General features: G+C 38.8%; 15 protein-coding genes. 14 read left to right on the forward strand and 1 reads right to left on the reverse strand.

Annotated features, from left to right (window positions below):
* The 8 genes from HMPREF2628_RS05480 to HMPREF2628_RS05515 form a co-directional block, all read left to right on the forward strand.
* A partial coding sequence (locus HMPREF2628_RS05480) for an Mbeg1-like protein (protein WP_070842565.1) occupies positions 1-1,081 on the forward strand: 1,081 nt, incomplete at its 5' end.
* The gene (locus HMPREF2628_RS05485) at positions 1,063-1,473 is read left to right on the forward strand and encodes a hypothetical protein (protein WP_070842566.1); all 411 of its coding nucleotides are present in this window, start codon (positions 1,063-1,065) and stop codon (positions 1,471-1,473) included. The genes HMPREF2628_RS05480 and HMPREF2628_RS05485, both read left to right, overlap by 19 nt.
* A gap of 3 nt (positions 1,474-1,476) precedes the next feature.
* A complete protein-coding gene (locus HMPREF2628_RS05490; protein WP_042750982.1) occupies positions 1,477-1,770 on the forward strand; it encodes a hypothetical protein in 294 nt (97 codons plus the stop codon).
* 178 nt (positions 1,771-1,948) lie between these two features.
* Positions 1,949-2,785, forward strand: coding sequence for a LicD family protein (locus HMPREF2628_RS05495; RefSeq protein ID WP_070842567.1), 837 nt, complete (start codon positions 1,949-1,951; stop codon positions 2,783-2,785).
* Positions 2,782-3,750 (forward strand): glycosyltransferase family 2 protein, encoded by a 969-nt coding sequence (locus HMPREF2628_RS05500; RefSeq protein WP_070842568.1) that lies wholly within the window; start codon positions 2,782-2,784, stop codon positions 3,748-3,750. Before HMPREF2628_RS05495 ends, HMPREF2628_RS05500 begins: the two co-directional genes overlap by 4 nt.
* A gap of 21 nt (positions 3,751-3,771) precedes the next feature.
* Positions 3,772-5,931 (forward strand): LicD family protein, encoded by a 2,160-nt coding sequence (locus HMPREF2628_RS05505; protein WP_070842569.1) that lies wholly within the window; start codon positions 3,772-3,774, stop codon positions 5,929-5,931.
* 57 nt (positions 5,932-5,988) lie between these two features.
* Positions 5,989-6,801: a LicD family protein gene (locus HMPREF2628_RS05510; RefSeq protein ID WP_049487269.1), complete on the forward strand. Its 813-nt coding sequence runs from the start codon at positions 5,989-5,991 to the stop codon at positions 6,799-6,801.
* Between the two features lie 39 nt (positions 6,802-6,840).
* Positions 6,841-9,432 (forward strand): MBL fold metallo-hydrolase, encoded by a 2,592-nt coding sequence (locus HMPREF2628_RS05515; RefSeq protein WP_070842570.1) that lies wholly within the window; start codon positions 6,841-6,843, stop codon positions 9,430-9,432.
* 47 nt (positions 9,433-9,479) lie between these two features.
* On the opposite strand, the gene HMPREF2628_RS05520 is transcribed toward HMPREF2628_RS05515, so the two are convergent.
* Positions 9,480-10,958, reverse strand: coding sequence for an oligosaccharide flippase family protein (locus tag HMPREF2628_RS05520; protein WP_061590072.1), 1,479 nt, complete (start codon positions 10,956-10,958; stop codon positions 9,480-9,482).
* 124 nt (positions 10,959-11,082) lie between these two features.
* Between HMPREF2628_RS05520 and mecA the strand changes: the two genes are divergently transcribed.
* The 6 genes from mecA to HMPREF2628_RS05550 all read left to right on the forward strand — a co-directional run bounded on the left by mecA (position 11,083) and on the right by HMPREF2628_RS05550 (position 18,701).
* Entirely contained in the window at positions 11,083-11,820 is a 738-nt protein-coding gene (gene mecA / locus HMPREF2628_RS05525) for an adaptor protein MecA (RefSeq protein WP_061590073.1), read from the forward strand.
* Between the two features lie 151 nt (positions 11,821-11,971).
* Complete coding sequence (locus HMPREF2628_RS05530; protein ID WP_070842571.1) at positions 11,972-13,258, forward strand: homoserine dehydrogenase; 1,287 nt, start codon at positions 11,972-11,974, stop codon at positions 13,256-13,258.
* Between the two features lies 1 nt (position 13,259).
* Entirely contained in the window at positions 13,260-14,129 is an 870-nt protein-coding gene (gene thrB, locus HMPREF2628_RS05535) for a homoserine kinase (RefSeq protein WP_061590075.1), read from the forward strand.
* A 98-nt stretch (positions 14,130-14,227) separates the two neighbouring features.
* Positions 14,228-15,166, forward strand: coding sequence for a peptide-methionine (R)-S-oxide reductase MsrB (msrB, locus tag HMPREF2628_RS05540; RefSeq protein ID WP_061590076.1), 939 nt, complete (start codon positions 14,228-14,230; stop codon positions 15,164-15,166).
* Between the two features lie 60 nt (positions 15,167-15,226).
* The gene (locus HMPREF2628_RS05545; protein ID WP_070842572.1) at positions 15,227-16,951 is read left to right on the forward strand and encodes an ABC transporter ATP-binding protein; all 1,725 of its coding nucleotides are present in this window, start codon (positions 15,227-15,229) and stop codon (positions 16,949-16,951) included.
* Position 16,952: 1 nt separating this feature from the next.
* Positions 16,953-18,701 (forward strand): ABC transporter ATP-binding protein, encoded by a 1,749-nt coding sequence (locus tag HMPREF2628_RS05550; RefSeq protein WP_070842573.1) that lies wholly within the window; start codon positions 16,953-16,955, stop codon positions 18,699-18,701.
* Positions 18,702-18,732 lie beyond the last annotated feature (31 nt).

Genomic DNA, 18,732 nt, shown 5'->3' on the forward strand with positions numbered 1-18,732 from the left:
CGAGACAGGAATAAAGGTTTACGTAGTTGAGAGTCAAGATCAATCTGAAGTGTCCGTTCTTTACGAAGGTTCTAAAGCGCCATTTGATGAAGGATGGGAAGTGGATTGGCTTGCAAATGATATTCCTATGGCTCAAAATATTTTGAAAGGTGAAGAAGGGGTGACTTCTCAGTTGAATGCGGCGGCATCTATCTTAGATGATATAATGTTGGAATATCCAAACGCTAAAATCTCAGTTTATGGTCACTCTCTTGGTTCTATGAATGCTCAATACGCCCTAGCTAATGTTAGGGACATTTCACGTATTTCAGGAGCTTATATCTACCAAGGCCCGAATATCTATCCGGTCTTGACCAAAGAACAGCGGCAGCGTGTGGATGCGATAAAGTATCGTATTCATAATTATGTTGATGATAAAGATTTGGTTCCTATAGGTTACCCTAAAAATAGAATGGATAGTGTCGGTGTTGTAGGGATGATGCATCATGTGGACTCTGTACAACAGGTAGATTTTGTATATTCTCAACACTTGTGGGGCGGTTATGTTTTTAATGAAGATGGTAGTCTTAAAATTAAGAATGATCGTTCATCGTTTGAAAAACGGTATTCATCTGGTTTGGATAAGGTTTCCAGTGGCTTGTATTCCTATGCAAAGGCTAAAGAGGCATTGGCTTCAGGCGGTTATACGAGTGGTGAGGAACTCTTTTTAGACTCCGAACAGGCCTTAACGATTTCATCGGGATTGCATGAAGTCGCAAATGCTGGTCATGAAGAGATTTGCTCCATAGTTCATAAAGCTCACCAAGAAGCAGAGAAAATAGTAGCGAGCACTTATCACGTTCCCTTTGGTTTTATTTTATCACCTACAGAGGTGGCGATAGCCTATTCTGACGGAGGAGTATCTCGTACGACAATCGTAGATGACCTTGATCATTATTTCTATCCAAAAATCAAAAAATCAGAAAAATTAGCCGAAGATTTTCAAAGTTTAGAAAAGCAAATAGCAGATGGTGTCCAAAAGAAATTGGAAGATGATAAAGAGTTAGCAGGGAATTTTAAAGAATGGATGAAAGTCAAGTAATCTGGCAGAAATTAAGAACAAAGCAAAACCATTTAGATTTATTAGATGAACGCAATCGTTCTATTCGCCAACAAAGAGAAGAACAATTTGAAGACCTTCAGCAAAAACGTGACCAATTGTTGCATATGATGGAAGGAAAGTACCAGATGATCCAGCATACCCTGGGACAAGTGGACGTGGATACTACTGAGGAAAGAGCACGATTAAACAGAATAGCTTCGGACTTTAGCCAAGCAGTATCTATAGGATTTATAAGAAATCAGCGCGCTTTGGAACAAAGTATTGAAAAAGAAGAGATTGAGTATAGACGAGAACGACGAAAATTAGAAGAGGATATAGATACCTTACATCGTCGAAAGATGAAATTTGATCAAGAAAAAAAGAAGGGATAGCTTATGTTTGATGAAATGATTAATGATTTCTTCTCAGGAGTGAACAATAATATGATTGAGATTCAGAAGGGACTAGAACGTTTACTAATCAGTCATATCTATTCACCGATCAAATTGAATGAGCGTAATAATTTGATGTCAGATGGTGACTTTAAGATCAAAACAGAAGCTCTAGCAACAAAGACAGCACTAGGGATGATTTCTAGTCAACTCGATACAACTATGAAAGGAGCTTATTCGACAAAGGTTGTTGAGACTTTGAAGACGAAAGAAAAAGATTATGATACGATTGTGTAGAGATGAATATTCTACAATTGGAATTAGATAGGAGATTAATACAGGAAAAATCAAGGTTTGAATCACCAGTAAAATAGTGGTTTGAACTTTGATTTTTCTTAGTGTCTGATGGATTTTTAAGGCTTTTTTATGGTATAATAAAACGATATAACTCGTTATTGAACAGAAGAGGAGAGACATGAGTGATTTGAAAGCGATTCAGGCTCGTAGTCTGGAAATGGCTGAATATTTCGTCGCATTTTGTAAAGAACATGATTTGCTTTGTTATCTTTGTGGTGGAGGTGCTATTGGTGCCCTTCGAAACAAGGGTTTCATTCCTTGGGATGATGATCTAGATTTTTTTATGCCCCGTAAGGATTATGAAAAATTGGCAGAATTATGGCCTCGTTATGCAGATGAGCGTTATTTCTTGTCAAAGAGTAACAAGGATTTTGTCGACCGCAATCTTTTTATTACTATTCGTGACAAGGAAACTACCTGTATTAAACCTTACCAACAAGATTTGGATTTGCCACATGGTTTGGCTTTGGATGTTTTGCCTTTGGATTATTATCCGAAAAATCCAGCTGAGAGAAAGAAACAGGTTCGCTGGGCCTTGATTTATTCACTCTTTTGTGCCCAAACTATTCCAGAAAAGCATGGCGCACTTATGAAATGGGGGAGTCGCATTTTACTGGGTGTGACACCAAAATCTCTTCGTTATCGCATTTGGAAAAAAGCTGAAAAAGAAATGACCAAGTACAGTCTGGCTGAGAGCGATGGAATCACGGAGTTATGCTCTGGTCCTGGCTACATGAGAAACAAGTATCCAATCGCATCCTTTGAAGATAATCTCTTCTTGCCATTTGAAGAGACAGAGATGCCCGTTCCAGTCGGCTATGATGCCTATCTCAGCACTGCTTTTGGTGATTATATGACACCTCCACCAGCAGACAAACAAGTACCGCATCATGACGCCATTATAGCAGATATGGACAAGAGCTACACAGAGTACAAGGGAGAATATGGAGCATGATGGGAGAAAAAATAAGCGTTATCGTTCCAGTCTACAATGTAGAAGCCTATTTGGAACGATGTGTGGAGTCAATTCTCCATCAGACTTATACCAATTTTGAACTAATCCTAATAAATGATGGGTCTACTGATTCTAGTGGACAAATCTGTGATCATTTAGCAAATCAGTATGAGAATATTAAGGTTTACCATATCGAAAATGCTGGTGTTTCTAATGCAAGAAATCTTGGAATTCAGTTAGCGACGGGTTCTTGGGTTACCTTTATTGATAGCGATGATTTTGTTACCCAAGATTACCTAGCTACTTTAGCAAGTGCAGTTGAAGGGTTGAATGTAGGCTTTGTAATTGCTCCTCTACACCATATCAAAAATGGCATTGTAACAGACCTACCTCCACATTCTGGAAAAATAGAACTCTGGTCAACAGAAGAAACCATGAAAGAATTACTGATGACTACCAGAACGTCATTTTTTCCAGTCGCAAAACTGTTTAAGAGAGACCTGCTTGAGGATGAAAAGTTTAATACAAATTATCACCTGGCTGAAGATGCCCTATTTTTAACTGAATTGTTACTAAAGACAAGATGTAGTAGCGTATTTATTGACAAACCGATTTATTATTATGATCATCGTGAGGGAAGTGCGACAACATCTGTTAATCGGTATGTATTTGATACGATAGAAGTTTATAAGCAAATAATTGCTCAAGTTTCACAAGTCTTCCCTAATTTAAAATATGAATTAATAAACAGAGAGTGTTGGTCGTACATCACAGTTTACGATAAAATTATCTTTACTTCACGTGAAGAGTATCAAAAGGAGAAAGCCGAGCTGAGGAATTGGATTGTTCATCACCGACACGAAATATGGGAGGATGCTTATTTCACCACTTTTCGCAAGGTAGCGATCCTATCACTTGTCATTTCTCCATGGCTATATAAGAAAATTGTTGGATTAAAAAACTAATATCATGAGAAGGAGTTGAAAATGAATTTTTCAAAAATGGATGAATACTTTGAAAAATCAAAACTATGGATTGCGTATCTATTTGTTTTCATTTCGATTTTAAGTATGAGTTCACTGGTTTATAAGATAGCAAATCCCCTCTACAAGGGATTATCAGCGATTGTAGTACTTTATATTTGCTGTACCTTATTGTTTAAGTGGAAAGAAATCACAGTAGATCGCAAATTTCTGTCCTTATTTGGTCTATTGGCTGGAAGTCATCTGTTATCAGCTATTTTTAATCGCTCTGGACATTTGATTGGAAATGTGATAGAGATCCTCTTTATGGTGACCTATATTTTATTATTTACCATGTTACAATCAGGGCAACTTAAAAAATTATTTGACTGGATTGCCTATACGGTTCAAATTGTATCTTTTTCTTCAGCAATTTTTGCGTTTGGTTTATTGGTAAGTAGAGTCCTTATCCTATTTAAGATTGGCGAACAATCTTATTACTATGGTGTTATGAATGGACGTCTGTGGGGGATTGTTAATCCAAATGCTAGTGCGATATTTTCATACATTAGCATTATTTTGGCTATGTATTTGATTCATAAAGGAAGTAAATATTCTGTCTATCTTAAACTGAATAATGTAATTCAATTAGTTTACTTCGCAACCATGCAAAGTAGAGGAGCTTTATTATCTTTAGTGTTAATGATTGGGTTTTATAGTTTCTTTATTAACGGGGGCAAGTTAGCTAAGCGATTTTTAATCTTTATTGTTTCTGCTTTACTTGTTTCTGCTGCTAATATTGGATTGAGTTATGTAACCTCTATTTACATATCCTCGGGGAAAGCGACTGTATTAGACTTAAATAAAGGACAATCTTATGCAGAAACGGATTCTTCAGTTATAAAAAAAACAGGTGAACTTCATCTAATAGAAACAACACCTAGTGGTAGAACTTATATTTGGAAAAATGCTATAAAAATGGGAAGTGAGAAACCAATTTTTGGTTATGGTGTAAGAAATGTTCCAGATTATTACACAAAATATTTCAGTAAATTTGAGATTCAAAATTCTCTTATTGGTGGAAATTTCCATAACATTTTGGTAACGATATTTGTTAGTTCTGGAATTTTAGGTTTAGTATCCTTTCTACTTCTACTAGGATATATAATTAAGCGCTTTTTGACTTATTTGATTGTTTCTAAAAAGAACTCTGAAAAGTTGATTATGATTCTTTTCTTTGGCATCTTGTTCGGTCAATTATTTGAAAGTCAGATTATGTACTCAACTAACTTTATTAATATTATCTTTTGGTTGATTATTGGTTATGGATTAGTTGTTTGCAAACGTGATGAAGGTATTCGTTATCAGGAAGTAACTGATATTAGAGAGATCCAACAGATGGAACTAGGAATCATGGAATACATTCATGAAACTTGCCAGAAAATTGGTGTCAAATATTTCCTAGCTTATGGCAGTCTTATCGGTGCGGTTCGTCATAAAGGTTTTATTCCTTGGGATGATGACATGGATATCTGTATGTTACGAGAAGATTATGAAAAGTTGCAAGACTATCTTATTGCTAACCCTGATGAACGTTACGAAGTGATGTCTTATAAAAATAATCTCAACTATGTCTATCCCTTCATGAAAGTGCAGGATAACCATACCTACTTGCTAGAAGAAGATGTTCGTATTGATTCAAATATGGGGATTTATGTAGATATTTTCCCTGTAGATGGCTACGAGAATGATGCCAATTTCAAGAACAAGATGACAAAGCTGATAAAGAAACGTCAATTGAGTTGCTATACATTTAAAGGTATCACCAATACGAAAAGTGTTCTGAATTCACTGATACGCTATATTTCAGTTATTATTTTTTATTTCACAAATACAAATAAATACGTTGCACAAATTGAAGAACTTGCTAAATCACGTAAAGTGTCAGATTATGAGGAAGTGGATTATCTTATCTACAAGGATATGAACAAACCAGTGTGGAGACGCGAATGGCTAGAACAAGTTACTACTGGAACATTTGAAGGTAAGAAATTTACTATTCCGAAAAAATATCATGAAATTTTGACCTCAGACTACGGAGATTATATGCAATTGCCGCCAGTTGAACAAAGAGTATCTCATCATGATTTTAAATTGTGGAAGATTGTTAAAAAGTCTAAATAACTGGATTGGGATTAAGAAACGTTTAAAAATATAGTCAAAATTAGGAGAATAAAACCTATGTCTGAAAGAACTTTAACTCTTGAAGAAATCAAACAAGTAGAATTAGATATTTTGAAGTATCTTCATGATCTTTGTGAACAACATCATATCAAATATTTTATTGATTTTGGAACATTACTAGGAGCTGTACGCCATAAAGGATTTATACCTTGGGATGATGATACAGATATTTCCTTAGCGCGTGATGAGTTTGAAAAACTGTATAAGGTTTTAAAAAATGAAAATCATCCCTACTACAAATTAATTTCATTCAGAGAAACAAAGGGGTATCCTTACAGTTATATGCGAGTCTATGATGTGAGGACACGTCGAGATGCTAATCTTATAGATAAAACGGTCGTATTGGGAACCTGCGTTGACATCTTTCCATATGATGGTGTCGTAACGCAAGAAAGTGACCAGAAGAAAATGAAGCTCTACAAATATTTCATTCGTCTTTCTTCTTTGAATTTTAAAGGGATTAAGTCTGAGAATGGTGGACTTAAAAATCTCCCTCGTTATATGGGGTCAGCTATTTTTCGTTTAACTTCCCCACAGATATGGAACCAAAAATTAGAGAGTCTTGCTTTGAAGTATAGTGTGGATCAAGCAACAGATCTCACTTGTACTATCTATGATTCCTATTATCCAGATGGTATAAAAAAAGAATGGCTCTATGATTTGATTGATATGCCGTATGAAAACATTGTGGTCAAGGTTCCTAGAAAATACCATGAATTACTTGTCTACGAATTTGGAGAAAACTATATGAGTCCGCCACCCATTGAGCAACAAGTGCCAGGAGGAGATAAAAATTATTGGATTGATTAGTATAAGTTTCTTATCTTTTAAAATAAAGGGGTTTTCAAGATGAAAAATAAACAGTTAATAAAATTAGTTGGGTATAGTTTTCTTGTATTCTTTCTAGCGCTGATTCAGTTATCGCAAGGAGTAGATGCAAATACTATCTCTGCAGGTTCGGGCAATCGTATCCATTTCATAAATACTAAAGCAAAATCTGGGAGTGACGCCATCCTTCTGGAAAGCAATGGTCACTATGCTTTGATTGATATGGGAGAAGACTATGATTTTCCTGATGGGAGTGACCCACGCTATCCAAGTCGTTGGGGAATTTCTATGAGAAATTATCAAGTATTAGAGGATAGATTGATTCGCCACCTAGATGAAATAGGTGTTAAAAAATTAGATTTTATCATAGGAACTCATGTTCATAGTGATCATATTGGTGGAGCAGACGAAATACTCAATCGTTATCAGGTTGGTAAGTTTTATTTGAAAAAATATTCAGATGATCGAATCACAGCAAAGTGGGGTCTATGGGATAATCTTTTCAATTATGATAATGCTTTGAGAGCAGCTCAAAAACGAGGAGTTACGCTTATCCAGAATATTTCAGATGAGGATAGCCATATAAAATTAGGTGATATGGATATCCAGCTCTACAACTATAAGAATGAATATGATGCTGATGGGAATCTGAAAAAAGTTCGAGATGATAACTCCAACTCCATTGTTTCAGTAGTGACTGTGGCAGGAAAGAGAATCTATCTTGGTGGAGATTTGGATAATGCCGAAGGAGCAGAAGATAAGTTAGGTCCAGTTATCGGCAAGGTTGATATGATGAAATGGAACCACCATTATGATGCGACAATTTCAAATACGATTAATTTCCTTGAAAACTTATCACCAAAAATGATTATTCAGACAACTGGTGGAGATATTAATGTTGCTTCAACTAGAGAATACCTTCAGAAGAAAAATATTCAGGTTCTTCGTGCTGCTAGCCAAACTCAAGACGCTACTGTTTTTGATATTAGCGATAAAGGATTTGCTAATGTTTCAAATACCTTCCCTGATATCCCAGTAGTTGACGAAAAATGGTATCAAGAAGATGGCTATTGGAAATATCGTTTGTCTGACGGGGAAATGGCTATCGGCTGGAAAGAGATTGGCGGAGCCACTTACTTCTTTAATGGAAAAGGACAAATGCAAGCAGGCCGCTGGCTTCACCTTAATGACGACTGGGGAGAAAATGCCAAGGGGAATGATTACTATCTGAACAAAAATGGTAAAATGCAAACTGGTGGATGGTTCAAGCTAGATAACTCTTGGTATTATATCCAGTCGAATGGTGCTAGACGATTTAGCGAGCTCTCTGAAATTGGAGGGAAAAAATACCTTTTTGCGGCAGATGGTAAGATGCTGACAGGACACCAAGTTTTTAATGGTAAGAAGATGTTCTTTAGCGAAAGTGGCGTACTACAAATTTCAGGTAAGCCTTCAACTTGGCAAAAGATTGATTCAGCTTGGTATTTCTATGATGAGGATGGTCTAAAGACTGTCGGTAAAAAGAATATCAATGGAAGCACATACTACTTTAATCAAGAAGGTGTCATGCAAACTGGCTGGGCCTTTGTTGATGGTCACTGGAACTATTTTGCAAGTTCTGGAGCTATGAAAACTGGCTGGGTCAAGGATCAGGAAACATGGTATTATCTGGATAAAGATGGCATCATGTTAACTGGCAGACAAGATATAAAGGGTATTCGTTACTATTTGAATGCTAGTGGTGCCATGCAGACTGGCTGGAAGTGGCAAGACAATAGCTGGTACTTCTATACGAACTCAGGTGCTATGAAAACTGGTTGGTTGAAAGATAAAGAATCATGGTATTATTTGGATCCGGAAACAGGTATCATGGCCGTAGGCTCTAAAGCGATTGATGGAAAAACCTATTTCTTTAAATCCTCAGGTAACATGCAAGTTGGCTGGCAGTGGTCAAATGATGTCTGGCATTATTACGCTGCATCTGGTGCACTTCAAACTGGTTGGCTAAAAGATCATGATATGTGGTATTATCTTGAATCTAAGGAAGGCGCTATGTTGGTTGGACTCAATCAAGTAGATGGTAAGCAATATTACTTTAGTGCATCTGGTGCCATGCAGACTGGCTGGAAATGGTTTGATAATCATTACCGTTACTTTGAATCAAATGGAGCCATGAAAACTGGTTGGATAAAAGACAAAGGCGTCTGGTATTATCTAAATCCTGAAGATGGTATTATGTTGGTTGGCCTTCAAAAAGTCAATGGTGATCAATATTACTTTGATTCAACAGGAGCGATGCAAACTGGCTGGAAACAGGTTGATGGTCATTGGTACTATTTCCAAGCAGATGGTTCCTTATTGAAAAATTCTACCACACCTGATGGTTATAAAGTTAATGAAGAAGGTGTATGGAGACAAGTAGTTACTGTTGATAAGCAGCAAAATCATTCTACAAACAAACAGGAAACATCTACTCTAACTGATAAATCAGACAAGATTAATAAGGCAGAAAAGCAAGAAAATCATAAAGAAATTAACTCTTCTAATTCAGAAAAACAAAAAGAGGACTCAATTATAGAGTCAAGTAGTTCCGACAAGAAAGAAAAGGAATAATGAGAAAATCCCCTGCTAGTAGAATAGTCTATTAGCAGGGGATTCTTTTAATTTCTTTTAATCTTAGCAAGTGCAAGATTGAGTGCATAGTGGAGTGTTTTATCTTTGGTAAGAAATAGCGTCAAGAGATAATAGATACCGCAAGTCGCAACAGTCAAGAGTACCATGAGTATCATATTGAGGTTGACTGTATAAGAGTTGATTTGGAAAAGAAATTTAAAAGTGAAATAAATTGGAATGAATCCGAGCGATACAATAGTATAGCGTGTTAAAGTAGTAAATATTTCTTTTAAGTCAAGCAGATGATGCTTCTTGATAAAGTAAATTTCCAGTAGAACAACTACAGTTTCTGCAATAATAGTAGTAGCAATGTAGTACTCTGGTGCAAAAATATTATTGAAATACAAGAGACTGTTGAGTAGGATATTAGCTCCGCCACCAATAAAGTAAAAGGCTGTTAAACGATTTTCGTGGTCGTTGATGAAGATAATTTGTTTACCGAGAATCAACTCAATAGCCCAAATGATAGTTCGAAAGGCGAAGACACTAGTCACAATACCAGCTTCAAGGTATTTTTCAGAAGAGTAGATGACTGCAGCGTAGTTTCCTAATACCATCATCCCAATACTGGTTGGAATGATAAGAAAATAAAAGAGGGCGGCTCCTTGGTTTAGAAGATTTTTATAAGATTCGTAGTCTTTCTTACCGAGATAGTAGCCGAGACGTGGAATACTGACGTTGATAGCTCCACTCAGGACACTGGCAATCAACATGACGATGCTAGAAGCAATGGTATAATAAGAAATGTAGTTTTCATCAGGCCCTTTGGTGATAAACATTCTATCAAGTAAGGTGTAGAGCATATTGGCATTAGCTAGAAGCAACATGGTCAAGAGTGGCTTAGATGCTTTGATTAATTCCATGAGACCAATTTTGACAAAGGAAACTTCTCTCTTGATCCAAAGAAAACTGAGCAGGTAGTTGAGGATAGTTGTCGCACTCATGACGATGGCATAAGGAACGATATCATCTGCAGTTTTAACAAAGGTAAAGATAGCAACCAGCATGGCAATCCGAATAATCAATGTCTTGTAAAGGATGAAGGCATAGTTTTCATAAGCCTCGTTCATCCACTCGATATAAAGGAATTGGAAGAGAGCCTGGACACCAAGTATATAGTAGAGTTCTTTCAAATTTTCAATACTATTATCTAGGTAAATAAACAAAAAGTAGATACTTGTTGTAAGGACAGAAGTAATTACAGATATATAGAATAACTTGGAGAAGACATAATTAATCTTATCTTTATCGTCCTTAACCTTACTGATAGCTCGAATTCCGTAGTTATAGATTCCAAATGCGGCTAAAGGAATGACAAAGCTAGCCCAGGTATTGGCGGTATTGAAATAACCGTAGTTGGATTTGCTGAGAATCCGCGTCAGATAAGGATTGGTTATCAGCGGAAAAACGATATTGAGAACATTGACTAGCAAGCTAGCCAGTGCATTAACTTTTATATTTTTCATTGTACTTTCTTTCTTGTATTGTAAAATGGTCTCTAGTATTATATCACATTCTCGCTTCATTCTTTTGATAAAATCGTAAAAATCTAGTATAATAGATAGAACTGAAAGTATGAGGTTACTAGCAATGAAAATGAAACAAATTAGTGATACAACTTTAAAAATCACGATGTCTTTAGAGGATTTGATGGATCGAGGGATGGAGATTGCTGACTTTCTCGTTCCTCAAGAAAAAACAGAAGAGTTCTTTTATGCTATCTTGGATGAGTTAGAGATGCCTGAAAGCTTTTTGGATACAGGTATGTTGAGCTTCCGTGTGACTCCAAAACCTGATAAGGTTGATGTTTTTGTAACCAAATCAAAGATTGACCAAAATCTAGATTTTGAAGACTTATCGGATTTGCCAGACATGGAAGAATTGGCTCAAATGTCGCCAGATGAATTTATCAAAACCTTGGAAAAAAGTATCGCAGACAAAACAAAGGATGATATCGAAGCCATTCAATCTCTAGAGCAAGTCGAAGCCAAGGAAGAAGAGCAGGAGCAGGCTGAACAAGAAGCTGAGAGCAAGAAAGAACCTTACATCTACTACATCCTTTCTTTTGCTAAGTTGGCTGACTTGGTGTCTTTTGCTAAGACAGTGACTTTTGAGATGGAAACTTCTGAACTCTACAAAATGAACGAGCGCTATTATTTGACCATTTTAGTGGATATTGAAAATTATCCAAGTCCATATCCAGCTTGGCTTTTGGCTCGTATGCGCGAGTTTGCGGACGATAGTGACATCAGTCGCTCAGTCTTGCAGGAGTATGGTCAAGTCTTGATGAATCACGATGCAGTACTTAATCTGCAAAAGATTGGATAATCATTTCTGGAAAGTTATTTTCAGATTTTAAGGAGAGCGAATCGTCTGATTCGTTTTTTCTTTTCTAGACTGAAATAGTGATTTACTATAATAGGAATTTCCACAAAATTCTGTTATAATGGCTATATTAGAAAATTTCGAGGAGACAATCATGACAGTTAAAATTGCTTTACTAGGATTTGGTACCGTTGCAAGTGGTGTGCCTTTCCTCCTAAAGGAAAATGGAGAAAAAATCAATCAATCAGCACATTCAGATATTGAAGTTGCTAAGGTATTGGTCAAGGATGAAGATGAAAAGAACCGCTTGCTTGCAGCAGGGAATGACTTTAACTTTGTAACCAATGTGGATGATATTTTATCAGACCAAGACATTACGATCGTAGTGGAATTGATGGGGCGTATCGAACCAGCTAAAACCTTTATCACTCGTGCCTTGGAGGCTGGAAAACACGTTGTGACTGCTAACAAGGACCTTTTGGCTGTCCATGGTGCAGAATTGTTAGAAATCGCTCAAGCTAATAAGGTAGCACTTTACTACGAAGCAGCAGTAGCTGGTGGGATTCCAATTCTTCGTACTTTAGCAAATTCCTTGGCTTCTGATAAAATCACGCGCGTGCTTGGAGTAGTCAACGGAACTTCCAACTTCATGATGACCAAGATGGTGGAAGAAGGCTGGTCTTACGATGATGCTCTTGTGGAAGCACAAAGACTAGGTTTTGCAGAAAGTGACCCGACAAATGACGTAGATGGGATTGATGCAGCCTACAAGATGGTGATTTTGAGCCAATTTGCCTTTGGTATGAAGGTTGCCTTTGACGATGTAGCCCATAAGGGAATCCGTAACATCACACCAGAAGACGTAGCTGTAGCGCAAGACCTTGGCTATGTAGTGAAATTGGTTGGTTCTATCGAGGAAACTCCTTCAGGAATTGCTGCAGAAGTGACTCCAACCTTCCTTCCTAAAGCGCACCCACTTGCTAGTGTGAATGGGGTAATGAACGCTGTCTTTGTGGAATCTATTGGTATCGGTGAGTCTATGTACTACGGACCAGGTGCGGGTCAAAAACCAACTGCAACAAGTGTGGTAGCAGATATTGTCCGTATCGTTCGTCGCTTGAATGATGGAACAATTGGAAAAGACTTCAACGAATACAGCCGTGACGTGGTCTTGGCAAATCCAGAAGATGTCAAAGCGAACTACTATTTCTCAATCTTGGCTCCAGATTCAAAAGGTCAGGTCTTGAAATTGGCTGAAATCTTCAACGCTCAAGATATTTCCTTCAAGCAAATCCTCCAAGATGGCAAAGAGGGTGACAAGGCGCGTGTCGTGATCATCACACACAAGATTAATAAAGCCCAACTTGAGAATGTTTCAGCTGAATTGAAGAAGGTTTCAGAATTCGACCTCTTGAATACCTTCAAGGTGCTAGGAGAATAAGATGAAAATTATTGTACCTGCAACCAGCGCAAATATTGGGCCAGGTTTTGACTCGGTCGGTGTAGCTGTAACCAAGTATCTTCAAATTGAGGTCTGCGAAGAACGAGAAGAGTGGTTGATTGAACACCAGATTGGCAAATGGATTCCTCATGACGAGCGTAATCTCTTACTAAAAATTGCTTTACAAATTGTACCAGACTTGCAACCAAGACGCTTGAAAATGACCAGTGATGTTCCCTTGGCGCGTGGTTTGGGTTCTTCCAGCTCGGTTATTGTAGCTGGGATTGAATTAGCTAACCAACTTGCAAATCTTAATTTAACTGATCACGAAAAACTGCAGTTAGCAACTAAGATTGAGGGACATCCTGACAATGTGGCACCCGCCATCTATGGTAATCTCGTTATTGCAAGTTCCGTTGAAGGGCAAGTTTCAGCTATTGTAGCAGACTTCCCAGAGTGTGATTTCCTAGCCTACATTCCAAACTATGAATTGCGTACTCGAGACAGCCGTGGTGTCTTGCCTAAGAAATTGTCCTATAAGGAAGCTGTTGCAGCTAGTTCTATCGCCAATGTGGCGGTTGCGGCCTTGTTGGCAGGAGACATGGCGACTGCTGGGCAAGCAATCGAGGGAGACCTCTTCCACGAGCGCTATCGTCAGGACTTGGTGAGAGAATTTGCGACGATTAAGCAAGTAGCCAAAGAAAATGGTGCCTATGCAACCTACCTTTCTGGTGCTGGGCCGACAGTTATGATTCTGGCTTCGCATGACAAGATGCCAACGATTAAGGCAGAATTGGAAAAGCAACCCTTCAAAGGAAAACTGCATGACTTGAAGGTTGATAACCAAGGTGTTCGTGTCGAAGCAAAATAAAGAATAGAAGATAGGATGGGGAAACTCTCGACCAGAGGGCTTCCTATCCTTTTTTTGAAAAGAAGTCTAGTTAAAAACTTGATAAAGGAGAAATAAAGATGGCAGAAATTTATCTAGCAGGTGGTTGTTTTTGGGGTCTAGAGGAATATTTTTCACGCATTTCTGGAGTATCAGCAACCAGTGTTGGCTACGCTAATGGACAAGTCGAAACGACCAATTACCAGTTGCTCAAGGAAACAGACCATGCAGAAACGGTTCAAGTGATTTACGATGAGAAAGCAGTGTCACTCAGAGAAATTTTGCTTTATTATTTCCGTGTTATTGATCCATTATCAGTCAATCAACAAGGGAATGACCGTGGACGTCAGTATCGGACCGGTATATATTACCAGGATGAAGCAGACTTGCCAGCTATCTACACAGTGGTGCAGGAGCAGGAGCGCATGATGGGTCGAAAGATTGCAGTAGAGGTGGAGAAACTTCGCCACTACATTCTGGCTGAAGATTACCATCAAGACTATCTTAAGAAGAATCCTTCAGGTTACTGTCATATCGATGTGACGGATGCTGAGAAGCCCTTGATTGATGTGGCAAACTATGAAAAGCCTAGCCAAGAGGTGTTAAAGGAAAGCTTAACTGAAGAGTCCTATCGTGTCACCCAAGAAGCTGCTACAGAGGCTCCATTTACCAATGCCTATGACCAAACCTTTGAAGAAGGGATTTATGTAGACATTACGACGAGTGAGCCACTCTTTTTTGCCAAGGATAAGTTTGCCTCAGGTTGTGGTTGGCCAAGTTTTAGTCGTCCGATTTCTAAGGAGTTGATTCATTATTACAAGGACATGAGCCATGGAATGGAGCGAATTGAGGTTCGTTCTCGATCGGGGAATGCTCACTTGGGTCATGTTTTCACAGATGGCCCTCGGGAGTTAGGTGGACTTCGTTACTGTATTAATTCTGCATCCTTGCGTTTTGTATCCAAGGATGAGATGGAAGAGGAAGGATATGGCTATCTACTGCCTTACTTAAACAAATAAAACAGAGAGGGTGGGTGCTTCCCACTTTCTTCATTTCCAGAATACGAATAGAAGGGATTTATGAAACACCTATTATCTTACTTTAAACCCTACATCAAGGAATCAATTTTAGCACCCTTGTTCAAGTTACTAGAAGCTGTGTTTGAGCTCTTGGTTCCCATGGTGATTGCTGGGATTGTTGACCAATCCTTGCCCCAGAAAAATCAAGGTCATCTCTGGATGCAGATTGGTTTGCTCCTTATCTTTGCAGTAATTGGTGTTGTAGTGGCCTTAATAGCCCAGTTCTACTCAGCTAAGGCTGCGGTGGGTTTTGCCAAGGAATTGACAAACGACCTCTATCGTCATATTCTATCTTTACCTAAGGACAGTAGAGACCGTTTGACAACTTCTAGCTTGGTCACTCGCTTGACTTCGGATACCTACCAGATTCAGACTGGTATCAATCAATTCCTGCGTCTCTTTTTACGAGCGCCTATTATCGTTTTTGGTGCCATTTTTATGGCTTATCGAATCTCAGCTGAGCTGACTCTCTGGTTTTTGGTCATGGTTGTGATTCTGACAATCGTTATTGTAGGCCTTTCTCGGTTAGTCAATCCTCTCTACAGCAGCCTGAGAAAGAAAACGGATCAACTAGTTCAAGAAACACGCCAGCAAATACAAGGGATGCGGGTTATTCGTGCTTTTGGTCAAGAAAAACGAGAGTTACAAATTTTTCAAACCCTTAACCAAGTCTATGCTAGATTACAAGAAAAGACAGGTTTCTGGTCTAGTTTATTAACCCCTCTAACCTATCTGATTGTTAATGGAATCCTCCTAGTCATTATCTGGCAGGGATATGTTTCTATTCAAGGAGGATTGCTCAGTCAAGGGGCCCTCATTGCCCTTATCAACTATCTCCTACAGATTTTGGTGGAATTGGTCAAATTAGCTATGCTAATCAATTCTCTCAACCAGTCCTATATCTCTGCCAAGCGAATCGAGGAAGTCTTTGCTGAGGCTCCAGAGGATATCCATTCAAAATTAGAACAAAAGCAAGCTACCAGTGATCAGGTTTTACAAGTTCAAGAACTGACCTTTACCTATCCTGATGCGTCCCAGCCTTCTTTGAGAGACATTTCCTTTGATATGACTCAAGGGCAAATCCTTGGTATCATTGGGGGAACAGGTTCTGGTAAATCAAGCTTGGTGCAAGTCTTACTTGGAATTTACCCAGCAGACAAGGGGAGCATTTACCCTTATCGAGATGGACGTAGTCCTCTTAATTTGGAACAGTGGCGGTCTTGGATTGCCTATGTGCCTCAAAAAGTCGAACTTTTTAAAGGAACTATTCGTTCCAACTTGACTCTAGGTTTCAATCGAGAAGTATCTGACCAAGAACTCTGGCAGGCCTTGGAAATTGCACAAGCCAAGGATTTTGTCAGTGAAAAGGAAGGACTTTTAGATGCTCTAGTTGAGACAGGAGGTCGAAATTTCTCAGGTGGACAAAAACAAAGGCTGTCTATCGCTCGCGCAGTATTGCGCCAAGCTCCATTTCTCATCCTAGATGATGCGACTTCGGCCCTCGACACCATTACCGAGTCTAGGCTCTTGAAAGCTATTCGAGAAAATTTGCCAAATACGAGCTTAATTTTGATTTCTCAAAGAACATCGACTTTACAGATGGCTGACCAGATTCTCCTCTTGGAAAAAGGTGAGCTTCTAGCTATCGGCAAGCACGAGGATTTGATGAAATATAGTCAAGTTTATCGCGAAATCAATGCATCCCAACATGGAAAGGAGGGCTAGTATGAGACGACAAACTGCAAATCAAACACTCTCACGTTTGGCTAAGGATTTAGCAAGCCATCCCTTCCTCCTTTTCCTAGCCTTTCTAGGAACTATTGCCCAGGTTGGCTTATCAATCTACCTACCTATCTTGATTGGGCAGGTCATCGACCAAGTCCTATTGGTTGGCTCTTCACCAGTTTTTTGGCAGATTTTTCTCCAAATGATCTTGGTGGTCATAGGAAATACCCTTGTGCAGTGGGTCAACCCTCTCCTCTATAATCGCCTAATTTTCTCTTATACCAAAGACTTGCGAGAGAGAATCATCCATAAACTCCATCGTTTACCGATTGCCTTTGTGGATCGGCAAGGCAGTGGGGAGATGGTTAGTCGTGTAACCACGGATATAGAACAGTTGGCAGCTGGCTTGATCATGATTTTTAACCAATTTTTTATTGGTGTCTTGATGATTTTGGTTAGTATTCTAGCTATGATCCAAATTCATCTCCTCATGACTCTCTTGGTCTTGCTGTTGACACCACTGTCTATGGTGATTTCACGCTTTATTGCTAAACGCTCCTATCATCTCTTTCAGAAGCAAACAGAGACGAGGGGAATTCAGACTCAGTTGATTGAAGAATCGCTTAGCCAGCAGACCATTATCCAATCCTTTAATGCTCAAAGAGAGTTTATCCAAAGACTGCATGAGGCTAATGACAACTACGCAGGCTATTCGCAGTCGGCCATCTTTTATTCTTCAACGGTTAATCCTTCGACTCGCTTTGTCAATGCGCTCATTTATGCCCTTCTAGCTGGAGTGGGAGCTTATCGTATCATGATAGGCTCTACCTTGACCATTGGACGCTTAGTGACTTTTTTGAACTATGTTCAACAGTACACCAAGCCCTTTAATGATATTTCTTCTGTTTTAGCCGAGTTGCAAAGTGCTCTCGCTTGCGCAGAGCGCGTCTATGCTGTCTTAGAAAGTCCTGAGGTTGCTGAAACAGGTAAGGAAATCTTGACCAGTGACCAAGTCAAGGGAGCTATTTCCTTTAAACATGTTTCTTTTGGTTACAATCCTGAAAAGATCTTGATTAAGGATTTATCTATTTACATTCCAGCTGGTAGCAAGGTAGCTATTGTTGGTCCGACTGGTGCTGGAAAATCAACTCTTATCAATCTCCTCATGCGTTTTTACCCTATTAATTCAGGAGATATCTTGTTAGATGGGCAATCTATTTATGATTATACCCGAGCATCATTGAGACAGCAGTTTGGCATGGTACTCCAAGAAACCTGGCTCAAGCAAGGAACTATTCATGACAATATTGCCTTTGGAAATCCTGAAGCCAGTCGGGAGCAAGTGATTGCTGCTGCAAAGGCAGCCAATGCAGACTTTTTCATCCAACAGTTGCCACAGGGATACGATACCAAGTTGGAAAATGCAGGAGAATCACTATCTGTCGGTCAAGCCCAGCTCTTGACAATCGCCCGAGTTTTTCTAACCATTCCTAAGATTCTTATCTTAGACGAGGCGACGTCCTCCATTGATACGCGGACAGAAGTGCTGGTACAGGATGCCTTTGCCAAACTCATGAAAGGGCGAACAAGCTTTATTATTGCCCACCGCTTGTCTACCATACAGGATGCAGATCTGATTCTAGTCTTGGTGGATGGCGATATCGTGGAACATGGAAATCATCAAGATCTCATGGCTAGAAAAGGTAAGTATTACCAAATGCAAAAGGCTGTAGCTTTTAGCTCTGAATAAGCCATTCATAACTATTTTAAAGTCTTAATGA

The sequence above is a fragment of the Streptococcus sp. HMSC063B03 genome (genome assembly GCF_001836965.1).
GTDB classification, from domain to species: Bacteria; Bacillota; Bacilli; order Lactobacillales; family Streptococcaceae; genus Streptococcus; species Streptococcus pneumoniae_F.

Excerpts from the sequence above, each read along its gene's own strand:
- HMPREF2628_RS05485 (WP_070842566.1), top strand. The coding sequence starts at position 1,063 with ATGGATGAAAGTCAAGTAATCTGGCAGAAATTAAGAACAAAGCAAAAC.
- HMPREF2628_RS05490 (WP_042750982.1), top strand. The coding sequence starts at position 1,477 with ATGTTTGATGAAATGATTAATGATTTCTTCTCAGGAGTGAACAATAAT.
- HMPREF2628_RS05495 (WP_070842567.1), top strand. The coding sequence starts at position 1,949 with ATGAGTGATTTGAAAGCGATTCAGGCTCGTAGTCTGGAAATGGCTGAA.
- HMPREF2628_RS05500 (WP_070842568.1), top strand. The coding sequence starts at position 2,782 with ATGATGGGAGAAAAAATAAGCGTTATCGTTCCAGTCTACAATGTAGAA.
- HMPREF2628_RS05505 (WP_070842569.1), top strand. The coding sequence starts at position 3,772 with ATGAATTTTTCAAAAATGGATGAATACTTTGAAAAATCAAAACTATGG.
- HMPREF2628_RS05510 (WP_049487269.1), top strand. The coding sequence starts at position 5,989 with ATGTCTGAAAGAACTTTAACTCTTGAAGAAATCAAACAAGTAGAATTA.
- HMPREF2628_RS05515 (WP_070842570.1), top strand. The coding sequence starts at position 6,841 with ATGAAAAATAAACAGTTAATAAAATTAGTTGGGTATAGTTTTCTTGTA.
- HMPREF2628_RS05520 (WP_061590072.1), bottom strand. The coding sequence starts at position 10,958 with ATGAAAAATATAAAAGTTAATGCACTGGCTAGCTTGCTAGTCAATGTT.
- mecA (WP_061590073.1), top strand. The coding sequence starts at position 11,083 with ATGAAAATGAAACAAATTAGTGATACAACTTTAAAAATCACGATGTCT.
- HMPREF2628_RS05530 (WP_070842571.1), top strand. The coding sequence starts at position 11,972 with ATGACAGTTAAAATTGCTTTACTAGGATTTGGTACCGTTGCAAGTGGT.
- thrB (WP_061590075.1), top strand. The coding sequence starts at position 13,260 with ATGAAAATTATTGTACCTGCAACCAGCGCAAATATTGGGCCAGGTTTT.
- msrB (WP_061590076.1), top strand. The coding sequence starts at position 14,228 with ATGGCAGAAATTTATCTAGCAGGTGGTTGTTTTTGGGGTCTAGAGGAA.
- HMPREF2628_RS05545 (WP_070842572.1), top strand. The coding sequence starts at position 15,227 with ATGAAACACCTATTATCTTACTTTAAACCCTACATCAAGGAATCAATT.
- HMPREF2628_RS05550 (WP_070842573.1), top strand. The coding sequence starts at position 16,953 with ATGAGACGACAAACTGCAAATCAAACACTCTCACGTTTGGCTAAGGAT.